Source organism: Psychrobacillus sp. NPDC093180 (genome assembly GCF_044754065.1).
Classification (GTDB): Bacteria; Bacillota; Bacilli; order Bacillales_A; family Planococcaceae; genus Psychrobacillus.
This window is the reverse complement of the sequence record NZ_JBIVOJ010000019.1, coordinates 31,950-54,200: the sequence shown is the minus strand read 5'-3', so window position 1 is coordinate 54,200 and position 22,251 is coordinate 31,950. Positions and strand designations below refer to the sequence as shown.

Sequence of the window (22,251 nt, the reverse complement as noted above, 5' to 3'; positions counted from 1 at the left end):
AAGAGAAAGGAAGTTTTTACAAGTGGTACAACAAGTGGATGTCATTATCGTTGGAGGAGGACCATGTGGGCTAGCAGCAGCTATTTCCATGCAAAATATTGGTTTACAAACATTAGTGATCGAAAAAGGAAATATTGTGGAAGCAATTTATAAGTATCCCACACACCAAACATTTTTTAGCACAAGCGAGAAGCTAGCAATTGGAGATGTTCCTTTTATCGTGGAAGAACGAAAACCAAAGCGCAACCAAGCATTGGTCTATTACAGAGAAGTTGCCAAGTTGAAAAACATACAAGTGAACAAATATGAATATGTTAGTCAGGTGGAAAGAGAAAGTGATCATTTCATCGTCCAAACTTCAAAATCTACATACCATTCAACTTACGTCATTATTGCAACTGGTTATTATGATCATCCGAATTTTATCGGCATACAAGGAGAGGATTTGCCGAAAGTAAGCCATTATTTTAAGGAGGGGCATCCTTATTTTGATCACCGAGTATTAGTCATCGGAGGCAAAAACTCAGCAATTGATGCCGCACTTGAGTTAAACAAAGCAAAAGCGAATGTAACGGTTGTGTATCGTGGAAGTACTTATTCTCCAAGTATAAAACCATGGGTGTTGCCAGAGTTTGAGGGGCTCGTTCGAAATGGTGAAATCGACATGCATTTTGACACAGAAGTAATATCTATAGGTGAACAGAAAGTCACATTAAAAGGACCAAACGGGGAATTTCAAATAGAAAATGATTTCGTATTCGCAATGACCGGCTATCATCCGGATCATAGTTTTTTAAAGCATATGGGGATTCAAATTGATCCTACCACTGGCCGGCCTACATACAATGCAGAAACAATGGAAACCAATATAGAAGGAATATTTATAGCGGGGGTTATTGCTGCAGGTAACAATGCCAATGAAATATTTATTGAAAATGGTCGTTTCCACGGAGAACAAATAGCAAAAGAAATAGAAAAAAAGCGCAAAGAAAGATAAAATCTTTGCGCTTTTTACAGCGAAAAAGTGGAATTGGGAATGTAATATGCCGTTATTTTTCACACTAATTAGACAGAAAAAATTTTGCTCATAGCATCACGGGGATCTGTATTATGCAACGCGACGAGGAGCGCTAGTCTTGCCTTTTGTCCATTTAGACCATTGGCAAACATGACCCCTAAATCTTTTAATCCCTTCCCGCCACCTAAGTAACCATATACGTCTTGGGCTATCCCATTAAAGCATCTTGAGACAATAACAATTGGTATTTCTTTTTTTAGAATTTCATCTATGATTGGAGTTAGACTAGGAGGAACATTTCCTTGTCCCAAACCTTCCAACACAATACCCGAATATCCTAATTCAATGGATGCTGCCAACAAATCCGGCTCCATACCCGCGTATACTTTAAAGAGTCCAACTCTCTTTGAAATACCATCGATAGGCAATACAGTACGATGTAGAGGCGTATGGTGAAAATGTACAATACTTTTCGAGATAAAGCCAATCGGACCATATTGAGGGCTCTGAAATGTACTTACATTGCTGGCATGCGTCTTAGTAACGTTCTCCGCAGTGTGTATCTCATCATTTAATACTACTAAAACACCTTTGTCCCTTGCTTCATCTGAACAGGCAACTTTTATAGCAGAAACTAAATTGTATAGGCCATCTGATCCTATTTCATTGGAAGAACGCATTGCGCCAGTTATGACAACTGGTATAGAAGTATTAAGAGTTAAATCTAAAAAGTATGCGGTTTCTTCCAATGTGTCCGTTCCGTGGGTAATTACTACTCCGTCAATCGTTTGTTCACGCATATATTGTTCTATTATTTGTTTCAGTTTGAGCATTTCTTTTGGCGTAATATGTGGTGATGGCAAATTGAAAGCTTCTATTTCTATAATATTGGCAAATTGCTTCAGTTTTTCGCCTTCTAAAATAAGAGGATTATTCTCCGCGGGAACGACAGCACCGGTATCCGCGTGTACTTGCATAGAAATAGTTCCACCTGTATGGATAAGTAAAATAGATTTCACAATAAAACCTCCGTAATTTTTACAATTTATCGATAAAAAGATGTATAATAAAGATAATCTATTGGAAGGAGTACGCATATGTTCATACTGCTTTCCGTTGCAATTGCGCCAGCACTTGCACTTTTAAGTTATTTTTATTTACGAAAAGAAATCGCAAAAGAGCCTTCCAAATTATTATTACATTCTTTTATATATGGTGCCATCTTAACATTTCCCATCTTATTTATTCAACATGTGATTGAAGAGGAAGAGCTATTTACATCTTTGTTTATTCATCAAGCACTTATTACCAGTGCTTTGGAAGAATTTTTTAAATGGCTAATATTAGTTATAGCTATATACAAACATATAGAGTTCGACGACCCATATGATGGGATTTTGTATGGTGCTAGTGTTGCACTCGGATTTGCGACTGTCGAAAATATTTTGTTTTTACTAAACTTTGGCATGGATGCGGCATTTATCCGTGCATTATTACCAGTATCAAGTCATGCCTTATTTGGTGTAGTTATGGGCTATTATTTAGGAAGAGCAAAATTTGCTGCATCTAAAAAAGCTAAAAATGAAATTATGTATGCTTTTATAGCCTCCTTTGTTTTACATACTATTTATAATAGCATTTTGATCATTAAAGGTTTGGAATTACTGTTAATCGTACCTTTCATGTTATTTTTATGGTTATTTGGTTTATCGAAAGCAAAAAAAGCTCATATTTTATCGCGTCATAAAAGAATGGAGCAGCATGAATATTTTATAAGAGAAGAAATCTAGCGAGTAGCTAGATTTTTTTTGTATATTTGCGCACATCTTATCCAAGCTAGATATAAAGGAGAGATGTCGTTTGAAACAACTAAAGTATATCCTAATTAGCTTAATATTTTGTACGGCGAGCTATGTGATCTTCCAGGAAGAACAACCTACACAGGCTTTCTCCACGCAAATAGTTGAACGTGGAGCCTATGGAGACGATGTAATTGAATTACAGTCTAGACTTCAATACACGGGATTTTATACAAGTCAAATAGATGGGAAATTTGGTTATAACACATATTGGGCGCTTCGTAACTTTCAAGAAAAGTATGGCCTTCCGGTCGATGGATTGCTAGGAGAGGATACGAAGAAAAAGTTAGTAAGTGTATCTGAGTTCAATAAAGAATTCGTCCATGAACAAATCAAAAAAGGAAATAGCTTTACAACTTATGGTGGACAGGATTTAGAAAAACAAGTGAAGAACCAGCAAGCGGAAAGTTCCAATATGCAGCTTCCACCGAAGTATTCGGAAAAAGATTTAAAACTTATTGCCAATGCTGTGTATGGGGAAGCAAGAGGAGAACCTTATGAGGGGCAAGTAGCAGTTGCTGCCGTAATATTAAATAGAGTAGAACATCCCGATTTTCCAAATACAATTTCAGAGGTAATTTTCCAGCCACTAGCGTTTACTGCAGTTGCAGACGGTCAAATCTGGCTAGAGCCAAATGAACGTGCAAAAGAAGCGGTACTCGATGCATTAAATGGATGGGACCCAACAGAAAATGCTATCTATTACTTTAATCCAAAGACAGCAACGAGTAAATGGATTTGGTCAAGACCACAAATAAAAACAATCGGACAGCATATTTTCTGTGCATAAGGAGATCATATGAAAAAATTTATATGGGTAATCGTCGCTACTGCCGCAGTCGTATTCCTTGTGTACCATTTTAACGTTCAATCTAAAAATACTCGGCTAGAAAATGCCTTGGCAAGTCAATACTCCAATCAATTAACCTCTGCTTCCGAGAAGCTAGTAACATTGAGTGAATCCATTGATCAAACTTTACTCTTTCAGGATAAAGAGGCACTCGATCAGCCTTTGGAAGACGTGTGGAGACTATCTTCCGATGTTCGTGATTCAATATCCTCCTTGCCGATAGATCATGAGACCTCTACTGTTTGGATGAATTATTTAAATCGAATCGGAAATAGTGCTTCTCTAGTAAAGGAAGGTAAAATACCGGTCGAGGAATGGCAAAAAAGCATGAAGGATGCAAGAGGTAATTTACTATCTCTATCCGACCAATGGGCTTTTACAAATAGAAATGATGGCAAAAAGGATTATATCGTTGCATCCTTTGTAAACAATAAAGCCAATAAAGAAAATGATAAAAACTGGAAGGCACTAGGAGATTCAGTAAAAGCTTACACAGAAAGTGACTTTCCTATGACAGCAAGTGAAACGGACAAACAAAAAAAGAAAGATTTGCAACATATTAAAGACTCAGAAGTAACAGTGGAGCAAGTAAAACAAACTTTCGCTAAGCTATTTCCGGAGTTGAAAGACGCGACAATTCATATAACAGAAAGTGCAGAAGATGCACCGTATCCTTTCTACCACGTTCAATTCCATAAAGGGATTAGAATAGGGTATGCAGATTTCACTAAAAAAGGTGGTCATTTACTTTCCTATTTATTGGAGCGACCTTTCGATAAGACAACGATAAGTGCAGAAACAATGAAAGAAAAAGCAAGTACTTATATGAAATCTTTCGGCTATACAGACACAGAAATGGTAGAATATCGAGAAAACCATATTGCCTGGCATTTAGCTTTTGCCCGTGTGGATGCAAAAAATGATGCACTCATCTATGCGGATGGCATGCATCTGAAAATCGCAAAAGATAATGGGGAACTTTTAGGTTTAAATGCAATGGAATATATTCAAAAAGAAAATATTGGAGATCAAAAGGTTGTGCCAATCGATTACAAAGAGATCTTTTCAGGTGACTTCACAATTGAAGAAGAAAGATTGGCATATGTAGAGAACAAGGAGCTACAACAACGTCTTGCCTATGAAGTGTTAACAAGAAATGATTCAATAGGCACACATAGAACATATATAGATGCCCAAACACATGAAATATTACACACGGAAAAATTACCTTAAACATAACTTTAGATAGAAATATGCCTCATTAAGTGTCATAATAAGTATATTATGACACTTAATGAGGGTTGCTTATGAATATTAAACTTGGAACAGTACTCACTTTAGAGCCATCCACTTCAGAAGAAGCAGAAAAATATCGATGTAAAATTATAGACAGCGATGATCACTCGATTTATGTTGATTATCCAGTAGATACAATTACAGGTAGAACCGTTTTTCTTATGGACGGAACACAGCTTCGTGTTTCTTTTACAGAGGAGTCAAAAGCCGCATTTGCATTTCAAACAGAAGTTTTAAGCAAGAAAAAAGGGCAAATCCCAATGATTAAGCTTTCTTATCGAGGAGATACAGAAATTATCAAAATACAACGTAGAGATTTTGTCCGGGTTGCAGCGAGGCTTGATATATCGGTACAATTTGAAGACGAAAGGTATCAATTTGTGACCGATGATATTAGTGCCGGTGGGACTGCTGTCGTGTTGAATCGTCCGGTGACATTTAACGCTGATGATGAGGTTTCTTTATTGATACCGCTTCCTTTTAATAATGGAGATATTAAATATGTATCGACAACAGCTAAGGCGATTCGAATTTTCCAAAGAGATTCGATTACATTGGCATCATTGCAATTTTCTGATACAGATGAAGTGGATAAGCAACTGATTGTCCGTTATTGCTTTGAACGGCAAGTTATGCTTAGGAAAAAAGGCAGGGATTAAAAGTCTGTATAAACAGGCTTTTTTTCTTTGGAAAGTGTAAAACTTTTTTGTAACATTAGTAGGTTAAGTAATTTTAATAAATCGAACGCATTATTGAGAGAAAGCGTCGTATAGTAACCGCTAGCCTCCACACTTGCCGCACTTTGCATGAGCCAACTTCGTGTTGCACACGAATGGGTCTCATGACTGCGGCTCATGGGGCCCTGCGCGCTACGGCAAATATATCCGAGCTATTTAGCTGGAGAAGATGGCCCAACAAAAATGCACAACGTTCTTATTAAAACGCAGAGCGTAATGGAGCAGTTGCACAACATGGACAAATAATAGCGGGTTGGTAACGATAATGAATTTCATTGATTTTCGCGGCAGGCGGCGACTCCTGCCGGGTGAAGGCTCATCGCTCACCCGGCGGAAAGCGTCCGCGCTGTCGAGAAAATCTCAGCGGACACTTCATTCCACGCTCTATTACACATTATCTTTATTACGTGCGACATCCTATTAATTTCAACCAAGCAACAGCCTCTTGCCACTTCATGCAGACATAGGCGCTTACGCTTTTTAAGTTATATGGTAAAATAGATTCGAATAGAGTGGAGGCAAAAGTATGACAAAAAGAATTCAAGTCGCAATCGATGGACCGGCAGCTGCCGGAAAAAGCACAATAGCTAAAAAAACAGCAGAATTATTAGGGTATACATATGTGGATACAGGAGCAATGTATCGCGCGATTACGTATAAAGCCATTCGCTTAAACATAGATTTGCAAGACGGAGAAAAATTAACTAAATTATTACATGACACTACAATCGACTTAAAACCTTCTGAAAATGGACAACTAGTATTTTTGGACAATGTGGAAGTAACAGATGAAATTCGTTCCAAAGAAGTTACAAGTTCCGTTTCCGCAGTTTCTGCACATGCAGATTTGCGAGAAGAAATGGTCAAAAGACAAGTGGAGATGGGGAAAAACGGTGGGATCGTCATGGACGGCCGTGATATTGGAACGCATGTATTAACAAATGCTGAACTAAAGGTTTTCATGTCTGCTAGTGTGGAAGAACGTGCAAAAAGAAGATATTTAGAAAACCAAAAAAGAGGAATTCCTACAAGTCTAGAAGAATTGATAGAAGAGATCGCTCTTCGGGACAAACTCGATAGTGAACGAGAAGCATCGCCTTTAACGCAAGCAGAGGATGCAATCTATATTGATACGACTTCTCTTTCAATTGAAGAAGTATCTGCACAAATCATGCAGTTAGCAAAAGAAAGGATGGTGTAATATGTATCTTTATTCCTTTGCAAAAACAGTTGTTTATGGCATTCTAAAACCAATTTACAGATTTGAAGTGATTGGCGCAGAAAACTTTCCTAAAGAGGGAGGCATTTTATTATGCAGTAATCATATCGATAATTTAGATCCTCCCGTTGTTGGAATAAATGCTCCAAGACCAGTAAATTTTATGGCAAAAGAAGAGTTATTCAATTTGCCTATTCTAAAAAGTATATTGCCTGGTGTCCGTGCATTTCCTGTAAAAAGAGGGATGAGCGACCGAGATGCGCTTCGCCGCGCTATTAAACTATTAAAAGACGGTGAAGTAGTTGGTCTTTTCCCAGAAGGAACGAGAAGTAAAGATGGACAACTAGGGAAAGGATTTAGTGGAGCAGGCTTTTTTGCTTTAAGAGGAGAGGCCAATGTTGTTCCTTGTGCAATTATTGGGCCATATAAACCTTTTAAACGCTTAAAGGTAGTTTACGGGGATGTGATTGATATGCAGCCATACCGTGAAAGAAAAGCATCCGCAGAAGAGGTAACAGAAGTAATTATGGATCATATTGCGGAATTATTGGAGCAATATAAAACGAAATAATTAGATTTTTTCCATTTCAAAAGTGCTTCTTTTTGTATTTCTGTGCCAGTTCGCATAAAATAGATAAGAGACGTTGTGAAGGAGGAATATCATATGTCAGAAGAAATGAACTTAAACGACACACATGAGTTTAAAGAGGGAGATCTAGTAAAAGCATCGGTTGCACAGGTAGATGAGAAATCAGTGATTGTATCAATCGAAGGTGCACCTTTTGATGGTATCGTTCCTATTAGTGAACTATCTAGCTTGCATATTGAAAAAGCATCCGACGCCGTTTCCATCGGTGATGAACTGGAACTTATGATTACAAAAGTGGAAGAAGCTAATTTTGTTCTTTCTAAACGAAAAGTGGATGCCGAGAAAGCATGGGATCAACTTGAAAAGCAATTCCAATCAGGAGAAATTATTGAAACAGAAGTAAAAGAAGTAGTGAAAGGCGGACTAGTAGTCGATTTAGGTGTGCGTGGATTTATCCCTGCATCTCTAATAGAAGACCATTTCGTTGAATCATTTGATGATTATAAAGGAAGAGTTTTAACCTTTAAAATTGTTGAATTAGAAAAAGATAAAAATCGTTTAATCCTTTCCCATAAAGCAGTGGTGGAAGGTGAAAAATCGGTTAACAAACAAAAAACATTAGATGCTATCCAGCCAGGAGATGTAGTAGATGGTACAGTTCAACGCTTAGCATCCTTTGGAGCGTTTGTGGATATCGGTGGAGTAGACGGTCTTGTGCACATTTCACAAGTTTCCTACGAGCATTTAGATAATGTTGCGGACGTTTTAAAAGAAGGACAGCAAGTAAAAGTTAAAGTATTATCGATTGATCGTGATTCGGAAAGAATTTCATTGTCTATCAAAGATACATTGCCTGGACCATGGGATGAAATCGCAGAAAAAGCTGCAAAAGGAACTGTGTTAACTGGTAAAGTAAAACGACTTGTTTCTTACGGAGCATTTGTAGAAGTGCTTCCAGGTGTAGAAGGGCTCGTTCATATTTCACAAATCGCCCACAAACATATTGGCACACCTCAAGAAGTGCTAAAAGAAGGCGATGAAGTACAAGTTAAAGTGCTAGATGTTAATAGCAGTGAAAAAAGACTTTCTCTAAGTATTAAAGATTTGATCGAAAATGAAGAAGCGTTCGATTTGTCGGATTATCAGTTACCTGAAGAATCCAGAGGCTTCTCTATCAGCGATGTGCTTGGAGACAAGCTAAAAGACTTTACGAAATAATATAAGATATATAAAGGCCAGATGCTCTTTAAGTGCATCTGGTCTTTATTAATTTTATACGTTTCAAGTAAGGAACGCTTTATACTAATCTCAGTTATTTGGTATGAAGCGGACAATTTTGGAATATAGCAATAACGTCAAAATTTGACTGTAAGAGTGATAGCATTTCTAATAAAAATATTGAAGTACTAGCAATAGAAGAAACTTATCGACTTGATAAAATTAAAGATTTATTGACTGACTCGACCAGATAGTAGAAATGATACCTTCTCCAACACGAGCAACAATTGTTTCTTCATCCGTATACAGCCAAATAAGTGAGATGAACTTGACCGAAGAACAAAAAGTCCCCTATTCCTTCCTTTCTTTTTTGTGCTCTTTATTGGGCTAAAATAATCATTTATTGATATTTATAAAATAGTCTTATAATTCACAAAGCAGGTGACTTCGACAAAGAAGTCGCCTGCTTTTGTCTTTTTGTTGTATAATACAACTTAGACGAAGTTGGAAGGATGAAAAAGTAATGACAAAACCAGTAGTAGCAATCGTTGGTAGGCCAAATGTCGGCAAATCGACTATATTTAATCGTATCGTAGGAGAACGTGTATCTATCGTGGAGGATATTCCAGGTATAACACGTGATCGTATATATAGTTCTGCCGATTGGTTAACACATGAATTTAATATTATTGATACAGGCGGTATCGAACTAAGCGATGAACCTTTCTTAGAACAGATTAAACAACAGGCAGAAATCGCAATGGATGAAGCGGATGTAATTATCTTCTTAACAAATGGACGAGAAGGCGTTACAGCAGCAGACGAGTATGTTGCTAAAATTTTGTATAAAACGAAAAAGCCAATTGTTTTGGCAGTAAACAAAATTGATAATCCGGATATGCGTGAAATGATTTATGATTTCTATACATTAGGGATGGGGGAGCCATTTCCTATTTCAGGATCTCACGGATTAGGGCTAGGAGATTTACTAGACGAAGTAGCGAAAAACTTCCCTAATGTAGAAGAGCAGGAATACGGAGAAGACGTGATAAAGTTCTCTTTAATCGGCAGACCGAATGTAGGTAAATCATCTTTGATCAATTCATTTTTAGGACAAGAACGCGTTATTGTCAGTGATATTGCTGGAACGACTCGTGATGCAATTGATACAGAGTATTCGGTTGATGGTCAAGAGTACGTCATGATCGATACAGCTGGAATGCGTAAAAAAGGAAAAGTATATGAAACGACTGAGAAATACAGTGTGCTTCGTGCTTTAAAGGCAATCGAACGCTCAGACGTTGTGTTAGTCGTACTAAACGCAGAAGAAGGTATTCAAGAACAAGATAAGAAAATTGCTGGATATGCCCACGAAGGCGGTAAAGCAGTTATCATCGTGATGAACAAATGGGATGCAATAGAAAAAGACGATAAAACAATGAATGAAATGACGAAATCGATTCGCGAGCATTTCCAATTTTTAGACTATGCGCCTATTGTTTTTGTTTCCGCAAAAACAAAGCAACGAGTGAATAGCCTGTTTCCAATTATAAATACCGTAAGCGAAAACCATTCACTTCGTGTTCAATCTTCTGTATTAAATGAAGTAATTGAGGATTCTGTAGCTCGTAATCCAGCGCCAACTGATAAAGGGAAAAGATTACGTATTTACTATGCAACACAAGTGGCGATTAAACCACCAACATTTGTTGTGTTTGTAAACGAACCAGAGTTGATGCATTTCTCATACGAGCGCTTTTTAGAAAACCGTATTCGTGAATCCTTTGATTTTGAAGGGACTCCAATACGCATCATTACTCGCGCAAGAACTTGAGTGTAAAGGGGCGTAATTAAATGGAGAAAGTAACTGTACTTGGTGCAGGTAGCTGGGGAACGGCGCTAGCAATGGTGCTCGCCCATAACAATAATGATTGTCTTTTATGGTCACATCGGGAAGATCAAGCAAGAGAAATTAACGATCATCATACAAATAAAAAGTATTTACCGAATACTTTGTTACCAAGCAATTTAAAAGCTACTAGTCATTTTGAGGAAGCGATTCATCATGCATCTACTATCATAATTGCAGTACCAACAAAAGCGATTCGAGAAGTTTGTCGTGATATGAAGACTTTTTTAATGGAGAAAAAATTATTTGTACATGTTTCTAAAGGGATTGAACCCGATTCATTAAAGCGCATTTCAGAAATGCTAGAAGAGGAGCTTCCTGCTGATTTTACAGATGCAATTGTTGTGTTATCTGGTCCTAGTCATGCGGAGGAAGTGGTTTTACAGCATCCTACTACGGTTACTGTAGCAAGTGAAAAAATGGAAGCTGCAGAAAAAGTGCAAGATCTATTTATGAATAATTCTTTCCGTGTCTATACAAATGATGATGTGGTAGGTGTAGAAATAGGTGGAGCGCTAAAAAATGTAATTGCCTTAGCTGCTGGAATCGTAGATGGTCTCGGATATGGAGATAACGCAAAGGCTGCACTTATTACAAGAGGGCTAGCGGAAATCACGAGACTAGGCATCAGCTTAGGAGCAGATGCCTATACGTTTTCAGGCTTAACTGGCATGGGCGATTTAATCGTGACATGTACAAGTGTCCATTCTAGAAACTGGCGAGCTGGTAATATGCTCGGTAAAGGTGCAAGTCTCCAAACGGTATTAGATGAGATGGGAATGGTCGTAGAAGGTGTTCGTACGACGAAAGCCGCTTATCAACTAGCAAAAGAGCAACAAGTAGATATGCCGATCACGGAAGCCTTGTATTCTGTGTTGTTTGAAGGTATTCATCCGAAAGAAGCAGTCGATATTTTGATGCATCGCACGAAAAAGCATGAGTTGGATGATTATAAATCGTTCTAAATTTGTCACAAAGAAAAGAGTTGTTTAATAGCAACTCTTTTTTGAAATGTTATAATTTAACTGAATTCAACTGAGGTCTGTGTATCACCGCTGAATTTTGAGGAACTCTGACGAGAGTCTCAACCTCTTAGTGACCAACATCTTGTTGGCTGAATGTCACAGATGTTTAAGAGAAGTTTTAAAAGAGGAAGTTGGCCTAAGAGCGTCACATCGTGTGACAACGGCTAACTGACCAGCATCGTGCAGGATCTGAGCTCGATAAAAATCTGGACGAACATACGCCAAGGCGTATTTAGAAAGGTGGGAAAGTTTGTGTTACCTGTATTGTTAGTGTCGTCAATGGATAAAATGTGGATATCATTTGGTTCCATGGGTTCTATGTTTTTAGCCATGCTTTTTATGTTTTTTGTAAAAACAAAATTTAAAAACGCTTTCTTGAAATTTATCTTTGGTCTAATCGCATACATATTGTTATTTATAGGCTTCATCACGATGATTTATATTATTTTTAATCCAACAAAAGCTTAGTAAGGAGATTCATATGAAAAAATTACGTTTACTAGCTATTCTTACAATAGGAATACTAGTATTAGCAGGTTGTAGTTATAAAAGTGGATATGAGCCAGAGAATTTATTGCCATATGAAGATCAATTGAATGCTGTCCAAAATGCAGTCAATAGCTTTAAAGAAGATTCTGGTGGATTACTACCGATAAAAACACGTGATATGGAAACGGATCAATATATCAAATACCCAATCGATTTTAAAAAAGTAGTACCTGCATATATGGGAAAAGTACCAGCAAACTCCTATGAAGCGGGAGGAATTTACCAATATGTCTTAATGGACGTGGAAGAAAATCCTACAGTTAAATTAGTAGATTTGCGCCTTGCAGATGCCATACGGGACATTAACTATCGTAAAGGAATCAATGGATATGGACCTGTAGCAGAAATTATTGCGGAAGGTGTATATAAACTAGACTACAAGAAAATGGGCTATAAAAACGAGTTATCCGTACAAAGCCCTTATTCCGACACGCAATTGCCTCTAGTGGCTACTGGAGATGGGAAAGTGTATGTAGACTATTCCATCGAATTACACCGCCTGCTTCAAGAAAATAAGGTAGAAGTGAAACCAGGAGATGACATACGCTTTTTAATTACGGATAATTTTGCCATTGTTCCTGCATATTCGCTACCATATACGGTAGATGAGAATAACGAACCTGTATTTATGCTCACTCCTGCTAAGTAGGATTCAGGACGCTTAGAGCTAAATGATTGTTATATTAATACTAGTTAGGGAGGTGACTTTGTCACCTCCCTATTTTCATAGAAATGGGGGATCCCTTAGTAGTTATCGGCGTCTCGCTGGAAGTAAACTTGCTATATTGAGAAATGGTTGCTTTCATCATCAATTTGGTTGCTCTCGCGCTGATTTAATTGCTTTCCGAATAGAAATGGTTGCCTTCAATGACCGAATGGTTGCCCTTATCCATTAATTGGATAGTGCAACAAAATACTTCACAATATAGGGGATACTGTTAGTAGTTATCTGCGTCTCGCTCCAAATAATCATGCATTTTTAAGAGATCGTTGCTTTCACAATCAATCTGGTTGCTCTCAAGGGTGAATTGATTGCTCTTATGCTGATTTAGTTGCTTTCCAGGTAGATTTGATTGCTCTCAATGAACAATCTGTTGCCCTTAGCCATTTATTGGATTCACACAGTCGATTCGAGAATGGCTCATCGCTCACCCGGCGGAAATCCTAGCGGACACTTCATTCGACTCATTACCACGCAGTTTCCCTATACTATCTTGTATATACGCTAATCTGTACACAGAAAAACGTTTTATGCTTTATGCATGAAACGTTTTTTCGGTACATATATTAGATTGCGAAGAAAGGAGACTATCCATGTCAAATCAACTTTATGAACAAATAGCAGAGCGAACTAATGGAGATGTGTATATTGGTGTTGTAGGTCCAGTTAGGGTAGGGAAATCTACTTTTGTCAAACGAGTAATGGAGCTCGTAGTCATACCGAACATCCAAGAAGAAACCGAAAGAATACGAGCGCAAGATGAGCTTCCGCAAAGTTCTCCAGGCAATGTAATTATGACCGCAGAACCTAAATTTGTCCCAGCACATGGAACGAATATTCATCTTGGAGAAGACCAATTACGACTGCAGATTCGGTTAGTGGACTGTGTCGGCTACATGATTGATGGGATCAACACGGGTTCGGGGGAAGATGGACAGAAACTAGTGCATACTCCTTGGCATAGTGAAGCAATTCCATTTGAAGAAGCGGCACGAATTGGTACAGACAAAGTAATCCGTGATCATTCAACGATTGGTATTGTTGTAACTACAGATGGCACAGTAAATAATATCCCGCGAAAAGCAGCGGAAGAAGCAGAAGAGCAAATCATTTCCCAGTTAAAAGAAATTGGTAAACCATTTGTTATTGTCTTAAATAGCAAAACCCCTGGTCATATTGACACCATTCACCTGAGTGAAGAACTACAGAAAAAACATGAAGTGCCTGTAATAGCAGTGGCTGTGGACCGAATGACCGCGGAGGAAATTCAGTACATACTCCAACAAGCACTTTATGAATTTCCGATCACCGATATCGAGGTTGTGAAGCCCGATTGGACAGATGTACTGGAACCGGATCATTTTGTGAACAATGCCATCACTTCATCCTTACACGAATGGTTACAAATTGTTTCTAAAATGAAGGATGTAAAAGAGCTTGCTACGCGATTCAAACAAGTTCCGTTTATACAATCGGCGGAAGTAGTAGAAGCAAATCCAGGAAGAGGATCGGCTTGTATTCAAATTGGATTAAAGCCTGAAGTGTTCCAAGAAGTGTGTGATGAGTGGTTAGAAGAACCAATTCAATCTAAAAAAGACTGGCTTTTATTTGTCAAAGATGCATCTACGGCGAAAAAAGCATACAATAAATTTTCAGATGCGCTGGAAGCAGCTAAAACCCATGGATACGGGGTATCGCTTCCGACCATTCAAGATTTTCAACCTTCTGCACCAGAAATTATTAAACAAAATAATTTCTACGGGGTTAGTTTAAAGGCAAAAGCCGCTTCCCTACACATAATTCGTGTCGATATGGAGGCAGAATTTGCTCCGCTTATTGGTTCTGAATTCCATAGTCAGCAATTATTAAAAGATTTAAAGCATGGGTATTTGCACGATAGGGATGCACTATGGCAAACACAAGTTTTTGGCACCTCTTTAGTCGAAGTGATGAAAGAGAGTTTGCGTTATAAAACAGAAAGCGTTTCGGCAGTTGCGAAGAACAGAATGCGTCAAACAATCGAACGAATGGTAAACGAAGGCGACCGAGGAATGGTAACATTCATACTGTAAATATGATACAGGGCTTTTCGCGACTAAGCGAAAAGTCCTGTTATTTTATGAAAATCACCTTTTTTTGAGGAATCTTCCCTAAACACGTGTAAATAGTGTTGCGAAGCCATTTCTGTTGTGATACTCTTTTTACAGAGTTAAAGCTATCTTCCTTTGAGAGGAGGTGAATGGTATGAATAAAACAGAATTAGTAAACGCTGTTGCGGAAGCTGCAGAACTTTCTAAGAAAGACGCATCTAAAGCTGTTGAAGCTGTATTTGAATCAATTCAATCTGCTCTTGCAGATGGAGGTAAAGTTCAATTAATCGGCTTTGGTAACTTTGAGGTTCGTGAACGTGCAGCACGTAAAGGACGTAACCCTCAAACAGGTGAAGAAATCGACATCGCTGCTAGCAAGGTGCCTGCTTTTAAACCAGGTAAAGCACTTAAAGACGCAGTTAAATAACTGATGTTGTAGTACATAGAACGGTTATTGTGAAGCTTGCTTCATAGTAGCCGTTCTTTTCAATTATTGCGTAGGGAAAAAAGAAATAACGACGATACATAGTTAAAAATATTTATTATATTCGATTCGTATGCTAAGATGCTAATGGTATATATAGTTTGGTCTAGGGGGTTAACAGATGACGAATGTCGATCTGAAAAAAATAGAAGAAGCAGTAAAAATGATTTTAGAGGCTGTTGGCGAAGATCCAGAAAGAGAAGGATTGCTTGAAACACCAAAGCGAGTTTCTAAAATGTACGCAGAAATGTTTGAAGGATTGCATCAAGATCCAAAAGAATACTTTAAAACGGTATTTAACGAAGATCATGAAGAACTTGTGTTAGTTAAGGATATTCCTTTCTATTCCATGTGTGAGCATCACCTCGTTCCATTTTACGGAAAAGCACATGTAGCATATATTCCACGCGATGGAGTGGTAACTGGCTTGAGCAAATTGGCGAGAGCTGTAGAAACAACGGCAAGACGACCACAGCTCCAAGAAAGAATTACATCTAGCATTGCAGAAGATATAATGGAAATGCTAAATCCACACGGCGTATATGTTGTCATTGAAGCAGAGCATATGTGTATGACGATGCGCGGCATTAAAAAACCAGGTGCAAAAACGGTAACAGCAGTTGCTAGAGGAATTTTAGAAACAGACGAAGTTAAACGCTCCGAAATATTATCTTTCATACAGATGAAGTAACCGCTTTGGAGAATGTTTTAGAATATGGTATGATGAAAAAAGATTGTTCTATAAAGGAGAATAAATAATGTCTAGTTCAGACTTTATCGTGATAAAAGCAGAAGAAGATGGTGTGCATGTTATTGGGCTTACTCGTGGCACGGATACAAAGTTCCATCATTCTGAAAAACTAGATACTGGTGAAGTGATGATTGCCCAGTTCACAGAGCACACTTCCGCTATGAAAATAAGAGGAAAAGCATCGATTCACACTGCAAACGGTGTCATTCAAAGTGAATCAAAAAAATAAAAGACCTACACTAAAGTAAAGTAAGCGCGGTTGGGAAATGGAGTAAAGTGTATGAACGAAACAATGATCACACAACAGGTAAATCAATACAAAAGCGATATTCTCATGCAAACTCGGCAAAGTACTTTGTTAAACTATACAGGGACTCCAATCATTGACGAAGAACGTTTGTTTTTTACACTTTTACCACTACTCAATGGAGAGGATTGGGACGAGTCAGAACGAATTTCTGTTATCGCCATTTCTCTTATCTTCTCAGCACTTGCTGCACATGATTTAGTGAAAGAACAAAATGCAACGTCGAGAGAACAGCAATTACAAGTGCTGGCAGGAGACTATTACAGCGGGAAATACTATCAGTTGCTAGCAAAAGATAAAAAGATAGATTTAATTCGACAATTGTCAGAATGTGTCGCTTCTATTACCGAGCATAAAACGAGATTCTACGATCAACAAAATTATACGTTTGAACAATTGATCGGGTCCGTTCAACTGATAGAAAGTAAACCCATCGAACAATTTATGGAATACTATTCTTTCCATGACTATGTATTTTTTATGAAAGAAGCGTTATTACTAGCTTCATTGAAAAAAGAGATGGCTGCTTATGAACGAATGGAAGCTACTTTTTATATCGATAAGTCATCCGTTTTGAAATCGAATGTAAACTTACTTCAAACGGAGATAAAAAAAATAGAAAACAGTTTAATACAAGATGTTCGTTCTTCGGAATTATTAAAAGAACATGTGAAACATGCAATAGTAGAACGAGTAACGAAATGTTCGCTGGAAACGCAGTTGAGAGAAGGTTAAACAGTGGGAAAATCAAAAGAGCAACATGTACATGAAGTGTTTGAAAAAATATCAGATAACTATGATTCAATGAACTCTGTGATCAGTTTTCAACAACATAAAATATGGCGTAGTGACACGATGAAAGCGATGCAAGTGAAACCAGGCAGCTCGGCATTAGATGTATGCTGCGGTACTGCCGACTGGACGATTGCGTTAGCAAATGCAACTGGACCGACTGGCAATGTAAAAGGACTAGATTTCAGTCAAAATATGTTGAATGTCGGAAAAGAAAAAGTAAAGCATATTCCTCAAATTGAATTATTACAAGGCAATGCCATGGAGTTACCTTTTGAGGACAACACATTCGACTACGTCACAATTGGTTTCGGTCTTCGAAATGTACCTGATTACAAGCAAGTACTTAGTGAGATGAATCGTGTGGCAAAACCTGGTGGTATGATTGTTTGTTTAGAAACATCACAGCCAGATTCCAAAATTTTCAATGCAGGATTTCGTTTTTATTTCCGCTATATAATGCCGCTGTTCGGTAAACTATTTGCGAAAAGCTATAAAGAGTATTCTTGGTTACAAGAGTCAGCGAAAGACTTTCCGAATAGAGCGGAGCTTAAGAAATTATTTGAACAAGTTGGTATGAAGAATGTAACAAGTAAACCATATAGTGGCGGTGCTGCAGCAAGACATATTGGTTTCAAAAAAGATATTTAAGTGGGAGAAGGTTTGGATCTGTGGATAAGATGAAGTTGAAATTACTTTATTCCGATTTAAAGTCGGATTTAGAAGTCATAGAAAAAGAGCTAGCAGTAGCTGTGAATTCTTCCTCTCACTTATTGAATGAAGCCTCTCTTCATTTACTTCTCGCTGGAGGAAAACGAATTCGCCCCGTCTTTGTTCTACTTGCAGCGAAGTTCGGAAATTATTCGATTGAATCCATTAAAAATGTTGCTGTGCCAGTAGAGCTCATACATATGGCGTCCCTTGTGCATGATGACGTAATAGATGATGCAGAAACAAGAAGAGGTAGAGAAACAGTCAAAGCACAGTGGAATAATCGAGTCGCCATGTATACAGGCGATTTTCTCTTTGCAAAGGCGATGGAATACATAACAGAAGTAAAAAATACATATGCACATGAAGTGTTATCTCACACCATGATTGAACTTTGCATCGGAGAGATTATTCAAGTGGAAGATAAGCGTTTCTTAGACCAAACGGTGCGAGATTATTTAAGAAGAATAAAGCGCAAAACCGCTATCTTAATCTCTGCAAGTTGTGAGCTTGGAGCCATTGCTTCAGGAACGGATGCTAAAACGGTAAGACATTTAAAGCTTTTTGGCTATTACGTTGGGATGTCATTTCAGATTATCGATGATATATTAGATATTGTCTCAACAGATGAGCAATTAGGGAAACCTGCTGGAAGCGATTTATTGCAAGGGAATATTACATTACCAGTTCTTTACGCAAAAAATGAGCCGGGAGTAGCTCCGTTACTTCATGCGATGTTTAATGGAACTATTTCTTCCGACGATCAACAAAATCTATTAAAAGAAATTCGCAATTCGGAAGGAATTACGAAGGCAAAACAAGTAAGTAATTTATATTTACAAAAAGCTTTGAATGAAGTAAAACAACTTCCTGCGAACTCTGCTAAAAAATCATTGCAAAATATCGCATTGTTTATGAGTAAGCGTAAGTTTTAATTGAAAAAGATAGCTCATAGTGATACTATTTTTAACGGTGGAGAATTTTATCCCGGTTTAACAGTTGTAAGATCCAACATAAACTTGCAGCCTGTAAAACCACGATTGGTTCAACTATCCATAAATAGGGGGAAAGAACCCCGACTGATGGAAGTTTCACTTAAGCTTATTATATTTATTTGAGGAGTGTTAATCATGGAAAAAACATTTTTAATGGTAAAACCTGATGGCGTACAACGTAACCTAATCGGTGAAATCGTAAGTCGTTTTGAGAAAAAAGGATATCAATTAGTTGGAGCAAAATTAATGCAAATCCCAACTGAATTAGCTGAACAACATTACGGAGAGCACAAAGAACGCCCATTCTTTGGTGAATTAGTAGAATTCATCACTTCTGGACCAGTATTCGCTATGGTTTGGGAAGGGGAAAACGTTATCTCAACAGCTCGTCTTATGATGGGTGCTACAAACCCTAAAGAATCAGCTCCAGGAACTATCCGCGGAGACTTCGCAGTAACTGTTGGTAAAAACATCATCCACGGTTCTGACTCACCAGAAAGCGCTGAACGCGAAATCGGTCTATTCTTCAAACAAGAAGAACTAGTAGCATACGCTAAAGACGCTAACAACTGGATTAACTAATAAGAAAAGCGGAATCGCCTATGTCTGCTCCGACAGGCAATTGGGGAAAAGCGAGGAGGCAGCTCTTCAGCCACCACAGCTTTTTCCCATTTGACCCCGAGGGGCAAGGCGATGCAGCTGGACACCGAGAAAAGCGGAACCGCCTGTGTCAGCTTCGACAGGCAAATGTTCTTTCCTCCAAGAAGTCGCCCTTTGACTTCATGGAGGGAAGGTTATTTGACCCCGAGAAGCTAGGCGGTGCAGCTGGACCCCGAGAAAAGTGAAGCCGCCTGTGTCAGCTTCGACAGGCAAATGTTCTTTCCTACAAGAAGTCGCTCTTTGACTTCATGGAGGGAAGGTTATTTGACCCCGAGAAGCTAGGCGGTACAGCTGGACAATTCTTGAATCCAATTTTAAAAAGACAGACAAGTGTTCACATTTGTCTGTCTTTTTCTATATTCGAAATGGACTGATTGCGATATACTATACATAGGTCTTTGGAAAGGAACGATGTCAGTTGCCAGATTATATTAAATTTGTAGATTCCGTTAAAAGAAAAACGGGAATTGATCTTGCTGCGTATAAAGAAGCCCAAATGAAACGACGCCTTACTTCTTTATATGAAAAAAAAGGATATAAAAACTTTGTCGATTTCTTTCAAGCATTAGACAAAGACAGAAATCTATTGAATGAGTTTTTAGATAGAATGACAATAAATGTGTCTGAGTTTTATCGAAATGCGAAACGCTGGGATGTCCTAGAACAAAAGATATTTCCTAAACTATTAGCAGAGAACAAACGATTAAAAATATGGAGTGCCGCTTGTTCGACTGGAGAAGAGCCCTATACTACTGCAATGGTGCTATCTCATCACCAACCGCTCTCTCAAATCTCTATACTAGCAACAGATTTAGATGAAAATGCCATTCAAAGGGCGAAAGTGGGGATTTATCCGGAGCGATCGCTTGCGGAAGTTCCAGCTCATGTGAAGTCGAAATATTTTGAGAAACAAGCAGCCTTTTATAAAGTGGACGATGCGATAAAAAGGACCGTCACATTTAAAAAACACAATTTATTAAAGGATACATATGAGAAGAATTTCGATTTAATTATTTGTCGCAACGTCATGATTTATTTTACAGAGGAAGCGAAGGATCAAATATATAAAAACTTTAGTAATTCTCTTAAGCCGGGTGGCATCCTATTCGTCGGTAGTACTGAACAAATTTTCAATCCAGGGAATTATGGATTGGAAACGGAAGACACGTTTTTTTATCGGAAGAAATGAACTGTCTAAAAAAATAGACAGTTTTCTTCTTACTTTGAGAAAGATTCTATGTTATAGTGGAATATAAATACTTTAGCGAGTTGAAGGGGGAAAGTGTTGTGCGTTATTTAACAGCAGGTGAGTCACATGGACCACAACTTACAGCAATTATAGAAGGGTTACCAGCCCAATTAGAAATTACAAGTGAACAGATAAATAAAGAATTGAAACGTCGCCAAGGTGGCCACGGTCGTGGAAGAAGAATGCAGATTGAAAAGGATACTGTAGCCATTACTGCAGGTGTACGCCACGGAAAATCATTAGGATCACCGGTGTGTCTTGTCGTAAACAACGATGACTGGAAACATTGGACGAATATTATGGGCATTGAACCATTAAGTGAAGATATTGATCCAGAGGATATTAAACGACAAATTACAAGACCACGTCCAGGACATGCCGATTTAGTTGGTGGGATGAAATACGGTCATCGTGATTTGCGCAATGTATTAGAGCGTTCTTCGGCACGTGAAACGACTGTACGAGTTGCAGTAGGAGCAGTGGCAAAACAATTATTAAGCGAATTAGGCATCTCCATCGTTGCTCATGTAACGAAAATCGGTGGGATCGAAGCGGACTTAGGTTTAGCTAATGGCAAATCGATCGAAGAGATTCGTGAAATTGTCGAAGCAGATCCTGTCTATTGTTTGGATTCTGAAGCTTCTGAAAAAATGGTGGAAGCAATCGACAATGCGAAAAAAGCGGGTGATACAATCGGTGGTGTGGTAGAGGTGATTATCTCAGGAATGCCAGCAGGTGTCGGGAGCTATGTCCATTATGATCGCAAATTAGATGCGAAACTGGCAATGGCTATGATGAGTATTAATGCATTTAAGGGTGTAGAAATTGGATTAGGATTTGAAATGGCGAATTTATTTGGTAGTCAAGTTCACGATCAGATTTCCTGGAGTGAAGAAGAAGGGTATACACGTGATACGAATCGTTTAGGCGGTTTAGAGGGCGGTATGTCGACAGGAATGCCAATCGTCGTAAGAGGGGTTATGAAACCTATTCCGACGCTTTATAAGCCATTACAAAGTGTTGATATAGATACAAAAGAACCGTTTAAAGCGAGTATTGAGCGATCTGATAGCTGTGCGGTACCTGCAGCGTCTGTAGTTGCAGAAGCGGTCATTGCATGGGAAATTGCGCAAGCGGTATTAGATACTTTCAATGGCGATAAAATGGATTCATTAAAAGCGGAAATAGAAAGACATCGAGCTTATACAAAGGGGTTTTAAGT

Annotated in this window: 23 protein-coding genes; 22 read left to right on the top strand and 1 reads right to left on the bottom strand. The window is 38.3% G+C overall.

The annotated features are described in order from the left end of the window. Positions 1-22: 22 nt before the first annotated feature. Entirely contained in the window at positions 23-997 is a 975-nt protein-coding gene (locus ACIP9W_RS21010) for a YpdA family putative bacillithiol disulfide reductase (RefSeq protein ID WP_400793107.1), read from the top strand. A gap of 68 nt (positions 998-1,065) precedes the next feature. On the opposite strand, the gene ACIP9W_RS21005 is transcribed toward ACIP9W_RS21010, so the two are convergent. Beyond that, positions 1,066-2,040 (bottom strand): asparaginase, encoded by a 975-nt coding sequence (locus ACIP9W_RS21005; protein WP_400793118.1) that lies wholly within the window; start codon positions 2,038-2,040, stop codon positions 1,066-1,068. A gap of 75 nt (positions 2,041-2,115) precedes the next feature. Between ACIP9W_RS21005 and prsW the strand changes: the two genes are divergently transcribed. The 21 genes from prsW (at position 2,116) to aroC (ending at position 22,249) form a co-directional block, all read left to right on the top strand. After that, on the top strand, positions 2,116-2,808 hold the full coding sequence (prsW, locus tag ACIP9W_RS21000; RefSeq protein ID WP_400793105.1) for a glutamic-type intramembrane protease PrsW: 693 nt from the start codon (positions 2,116-2,118) through the stop codon (positions 2,806-2,808). A gap of 94 nt (positions 2,809-2,902) precedes the next feature. Beyond that, the gene (gene sleB / locus ACIP9W_RS20995; RefSeq protein ID WP_282246298.1) at positions 2,903-3,667 is read left to right on the top strand and encodes a spore cortex-lytic enzyme; all 765 of its coding nucleotides are present in this window, start codon (positions 2,903-2,905) and stop codon (positions 3,665-3,667) included. A 9-nt stretch (positions 3,668-3,676) separates the two neighbouring features. After that, the gene (locus ACIP9W_RS20990) at positions 3,677-4,960 is read left to right on the top strand and encodes a PepSY1/2 domain-containing protein (RefSeq protein WP_400793104.1); all 1,284 of its coding nucleotides are present in this window, start codon (positions 3,677-3,679) and stop codon (positions 4,958-4,960) included. Between the two features lie 74 nt (positions 4,961-5,034). After that, positions 5,035-5,682, top strand: coding sequence for a flagellar brake protein (locus ACIP9W_RS20985; protein ID WP_400793103.1), 648 nt, complete (start codon positions 5,035-5,037; stop codon positions 5,680-5,682). 604 nt (positions 5,683-6,286) lie between these two features. Further along, entirely contained in the window at positions 6,287-6,961 is a 675-nt protein-coding gene (cmk, locus tag ACIP9W_RS20980) for a (d)CMP kinase (protein ID WP_400793101.1), read from the top strand. Between the two features lies 1 nt (position 6,962). After that, positions 6,963-7,550, top strand: coding sequence for a lysophospholipid acyltransferase family protein (locus ACIP9W_RS20975; protein WP_400793100.1), 588 nt, complete (start codon positions 6,963-6,965; stop codon positions 7,548-7,550). Between the two features lie 93 nt (positions 7,551-7,643). After that, positions 7,644-8,786 carry a 30S ribosomal protein S1 gene (rpsA, locus tag ACIP9W_RS20970; protein WP_400793098.1) on the top strand — a complete coding sequence of 381 codons (1,143 nt, stop codon included), beginning with the start codon at positions 7,644-7,646 and terminating at the stop codon, positions 8,784-8,786. A gap of 523 nt (positions 8,787-9,309) precedes the next feature. Continuing rightward, positions 9,310-10,620, top strand: a complete 1,311-nt coding sequence (der, locus tag ACIP9W_RS20965) for a ribosome biogenesis GTPase Der (protein WP_400793097.1) — start codon at positions 9,310-9,312, stop codon at positions 10,618-10,620. Between the two features lie 20 nt (positions 10,621-10,640). Continuing rightward, entirely contained in the window at positions 10,641-11,660 is a 1,020-nt protein-coding gene (locus tag ACIP9W_RS20960) for an NAD(P)H-dependent glycerol-3-phosphate dehydrogenase (protein ID WP_400793095.1), read from the top strand. A gap of 312 nt (positions 11,661-11,972) precedes the next feature. Continuing rightward, positions 11,973-12,188, top strand: a complete 216-nt coding sequence (locus tag ACIP9W_RS20955; protein ID WP_229677319.1) for a DUF2768 domain-containing protein — start codon at positions 11,973-11,975, stop codon at positions 12,186-12,188. A gap of 13 nt (positions 12,189-12,201) precedes the next feature. Next, positions 12,202-12,918, top strand: coding sequence for a hypothetical protein (locus tag ACIP9W_RS20950; protein ID WP_400793093.1), 717 nt, complete (start codon positions 12,202-12,204; stop codon positions 12,916-12,918). Between the two features lie 665 nt (positions 12,919-13,583). After that, positions 13,584-15,062 carry a stage IV sporulation protein A gene (spoIVA, locus tag ACIP9W_RS20945; protein WP_400793091.1) on the top strand — a complete coding sequence of 493 codons (1,479 nt, stop codon included), beginning with the start codon at positions 13,584-13,586 and terminating at the stop codon, positions 15,060-15,062. A gap of 172 nt (positions 15,063-15,234) precedes the next feature. Beyond that, a complete protein-coding gene (locus tag ACIP9W_RS20940; protein ID WP_282245153.1) occupies positions 15,235-15,507 on the top strand; it encodes an HU family DNA-binding protein in 273 nt (90 codons plus the stop codon). A gap of 178 nt (positions 15,508-15,685) precedes the next feature. After that, entirely contained in the window at positions 15,686-16,255 is a 570-nt protein-coding gene (gene folE, locus ACIP9W_RS20935) for a GTP cyclohydrolase I FolE (RefSeq protein ID WP_282245148.1), read from the top strand. Between the two features lie 67 nt (positions 16,256-16,322). Continuing rightward, entirely contained in the window at positions 16,323-16,544 is a 222-nt protein-coding gene (mtrB, locus tag ACIP9W_RS20930; RefSeq protein ID WP_282245146.1) for a trp RNA-binding attenuation protein MtrB, read from the top strand. A 51-nt stretch (positions 16,545-16,595) separates the two neighbouring features. After that, complete coding sequence (locus tag ACIP9W_RS20925) at positions 16,596-17,357, top strand: heptaprenyl diphosphate synthase component 1 (protein ID WP_400793089.1); 762 nt, start codon at positions 16,596-16,598, stop codon at positions 17,355-17,357. Positions 17,358-17,360: 3 nt separating this feature from the next. Continuing rightward, positions 17,361-18,065: a demethylmenaquinone methyltransferase gene (locus ACIP9W_RS20920; RefSeq protein WP_282245142.1), complete on the top strand. Its 705-nt coding sequence runs from the start codon at positions 17,361-17,363 to the stop codon at positions 18,063-18,065. 20 nt (positions 18,066-18,085) lie between these two features. Further along, positions 18,086-19,060 carry a heptaprenyl diphosphate synthase component II gene (hepT, locus tag ACIP9W_RS20915; RefSeq protein ID WP_400793088.1) on the top strand — a complete coding sequence of 325 codons (975 nt, stop codon included), beginning with the start codon at positions 18,086-18,088 and terminating at the stop codon, positions 19,058-19,060. A gap of 195 nt (positions 19,061-19,255) precedes the next feature. Then, entirely contained in the window at positions 19,256-19,702 is a 447-nt protein-coding gene (gene ndk / locus ACIP9W_RS20910) for a nucleoside-diphosphate kinase (RefSeq protein WP_142537214.1), read from the top strand. A 496-nt stretch (positions 19,703-20,198) separates the two neighbouring features. Beyond that, entirely contained in the window at positions 20,199-20,969 is a 771-nt protein-coding gene (locus ACIP9W_RS20905; protein WP_400793087.1) for a CheR family methyltransferase, read from the top strand. A 98-nt stretch (positions 20,970-21,067) separates the two neighbouring features. Further along, positions 21,068-22,249 (top strand): chorismate synthase, encoded by a 1,182-nt coding sequence (gene aroC / locus ACIP9W_RS20900; protein ID WP_400793086.1) that lies wholly within the window; start codon positions 21,068-21,070, stop codon positions 22,247-22,249. Positions 22,250-22,251 lie beyond the last annotated feature (2 nt).

Coding starts and splice junctions, on each gene's coding strand:
- der (WP_400793097.1), top strand. CDS start 9,310: ATGACAAAACCAGTAGTAGCAATCGTTGGTAGGCCAAATGTCGGCAAA.
- ACIP9W_RS20975 (WP_400793100.1), top strand. CDS start 6,963: ATGTATCTTTATTCCTTTGCAAAAACAGTTGTTTATGGCATTCTAAAA.
- folE (WP_282245148.1), top strand. CDS start 15,686: ATGACGAATGTCGATCTGAAAAAAATAGAAGAAGCAGTAAAAATGATT.
- ACIP9W_RS20925 (WP_400793089.1), top strand. CDS start 16,596: ATGAACGAAACAATGATCACACAACAGGTAAATCAATACAAAAGCGAT.
- spoIVA (WP_400793091.1), top strand. CDS start 13,584: ATGTCAAATCAACTTTATGAACAAATAGCAGAGCGAACTAATGGAGAT.
- ACIP9W_RS20940 (WP_282245153.1), top strand. CDS start 15,235: ATGAATAAAACAGAATTAGTAAACGCTGTTGCGGAAGCTGCAGAACTT.
- ACIP9W_RS20990 (WP_400793104.1), top strand. CDS start 3,677: ATGAAAAAATTTATATGGGTAATCGTCGCTACTGCCGCAGTCGTATTC.
- rpsA (WP_400793098.1), top strand. CDS start 7,644: ATGTCAGAAGAAATGAACTTAAACGACACACATGAGTTTAAAGAGGGA.
- ACIP9W_RS20960 (WP_400793095.1), top strand. CDS start 10,641: ATGGAGAAAGTAACTGTACTTGGTGCAGGTAGCTGGGGAACGGCGCTA.
- mtrB (WP_282245146.1), top strand. CDS start 16,323: ATGTCTAGTTCAGACTTTATCGTGATAAAAGCAGAAGAAGATGGTGTG.
- prsW (WP_400793105.1), top strand. CDS start 2,116: ATGTTCATACTGCTTTCCGTTGCAATTGCGCCAGCACTTGCACTTTTA.
- ACIP9W_RS20985 (WP_400793103.1), top strand. CDS start 5,035: ATGAATATTAAACTTGGAACAGTACTCACTTTAGAGCCATCCACTTCA.
- ACIP9W_RS20950 (WP_400793093.1), top strand. CDS start 12,202: ATGAAAAAATTACGTTTACTAGCTATTCTTACAATAGGAATACTAGTA.
- ndk (WP_142537214.1), top strand. CDS start 19,256: ATGGAAAAAACATTTTTAATGGTAAAACCTGATGGCGTACAACGTAAC.
- cmk (WP_400793101.1), top strand. CDS start 6,287: ATGACAAAAAGAATTCAAGTCGCAATCGATGGACCGGCAGCTGCCGGA.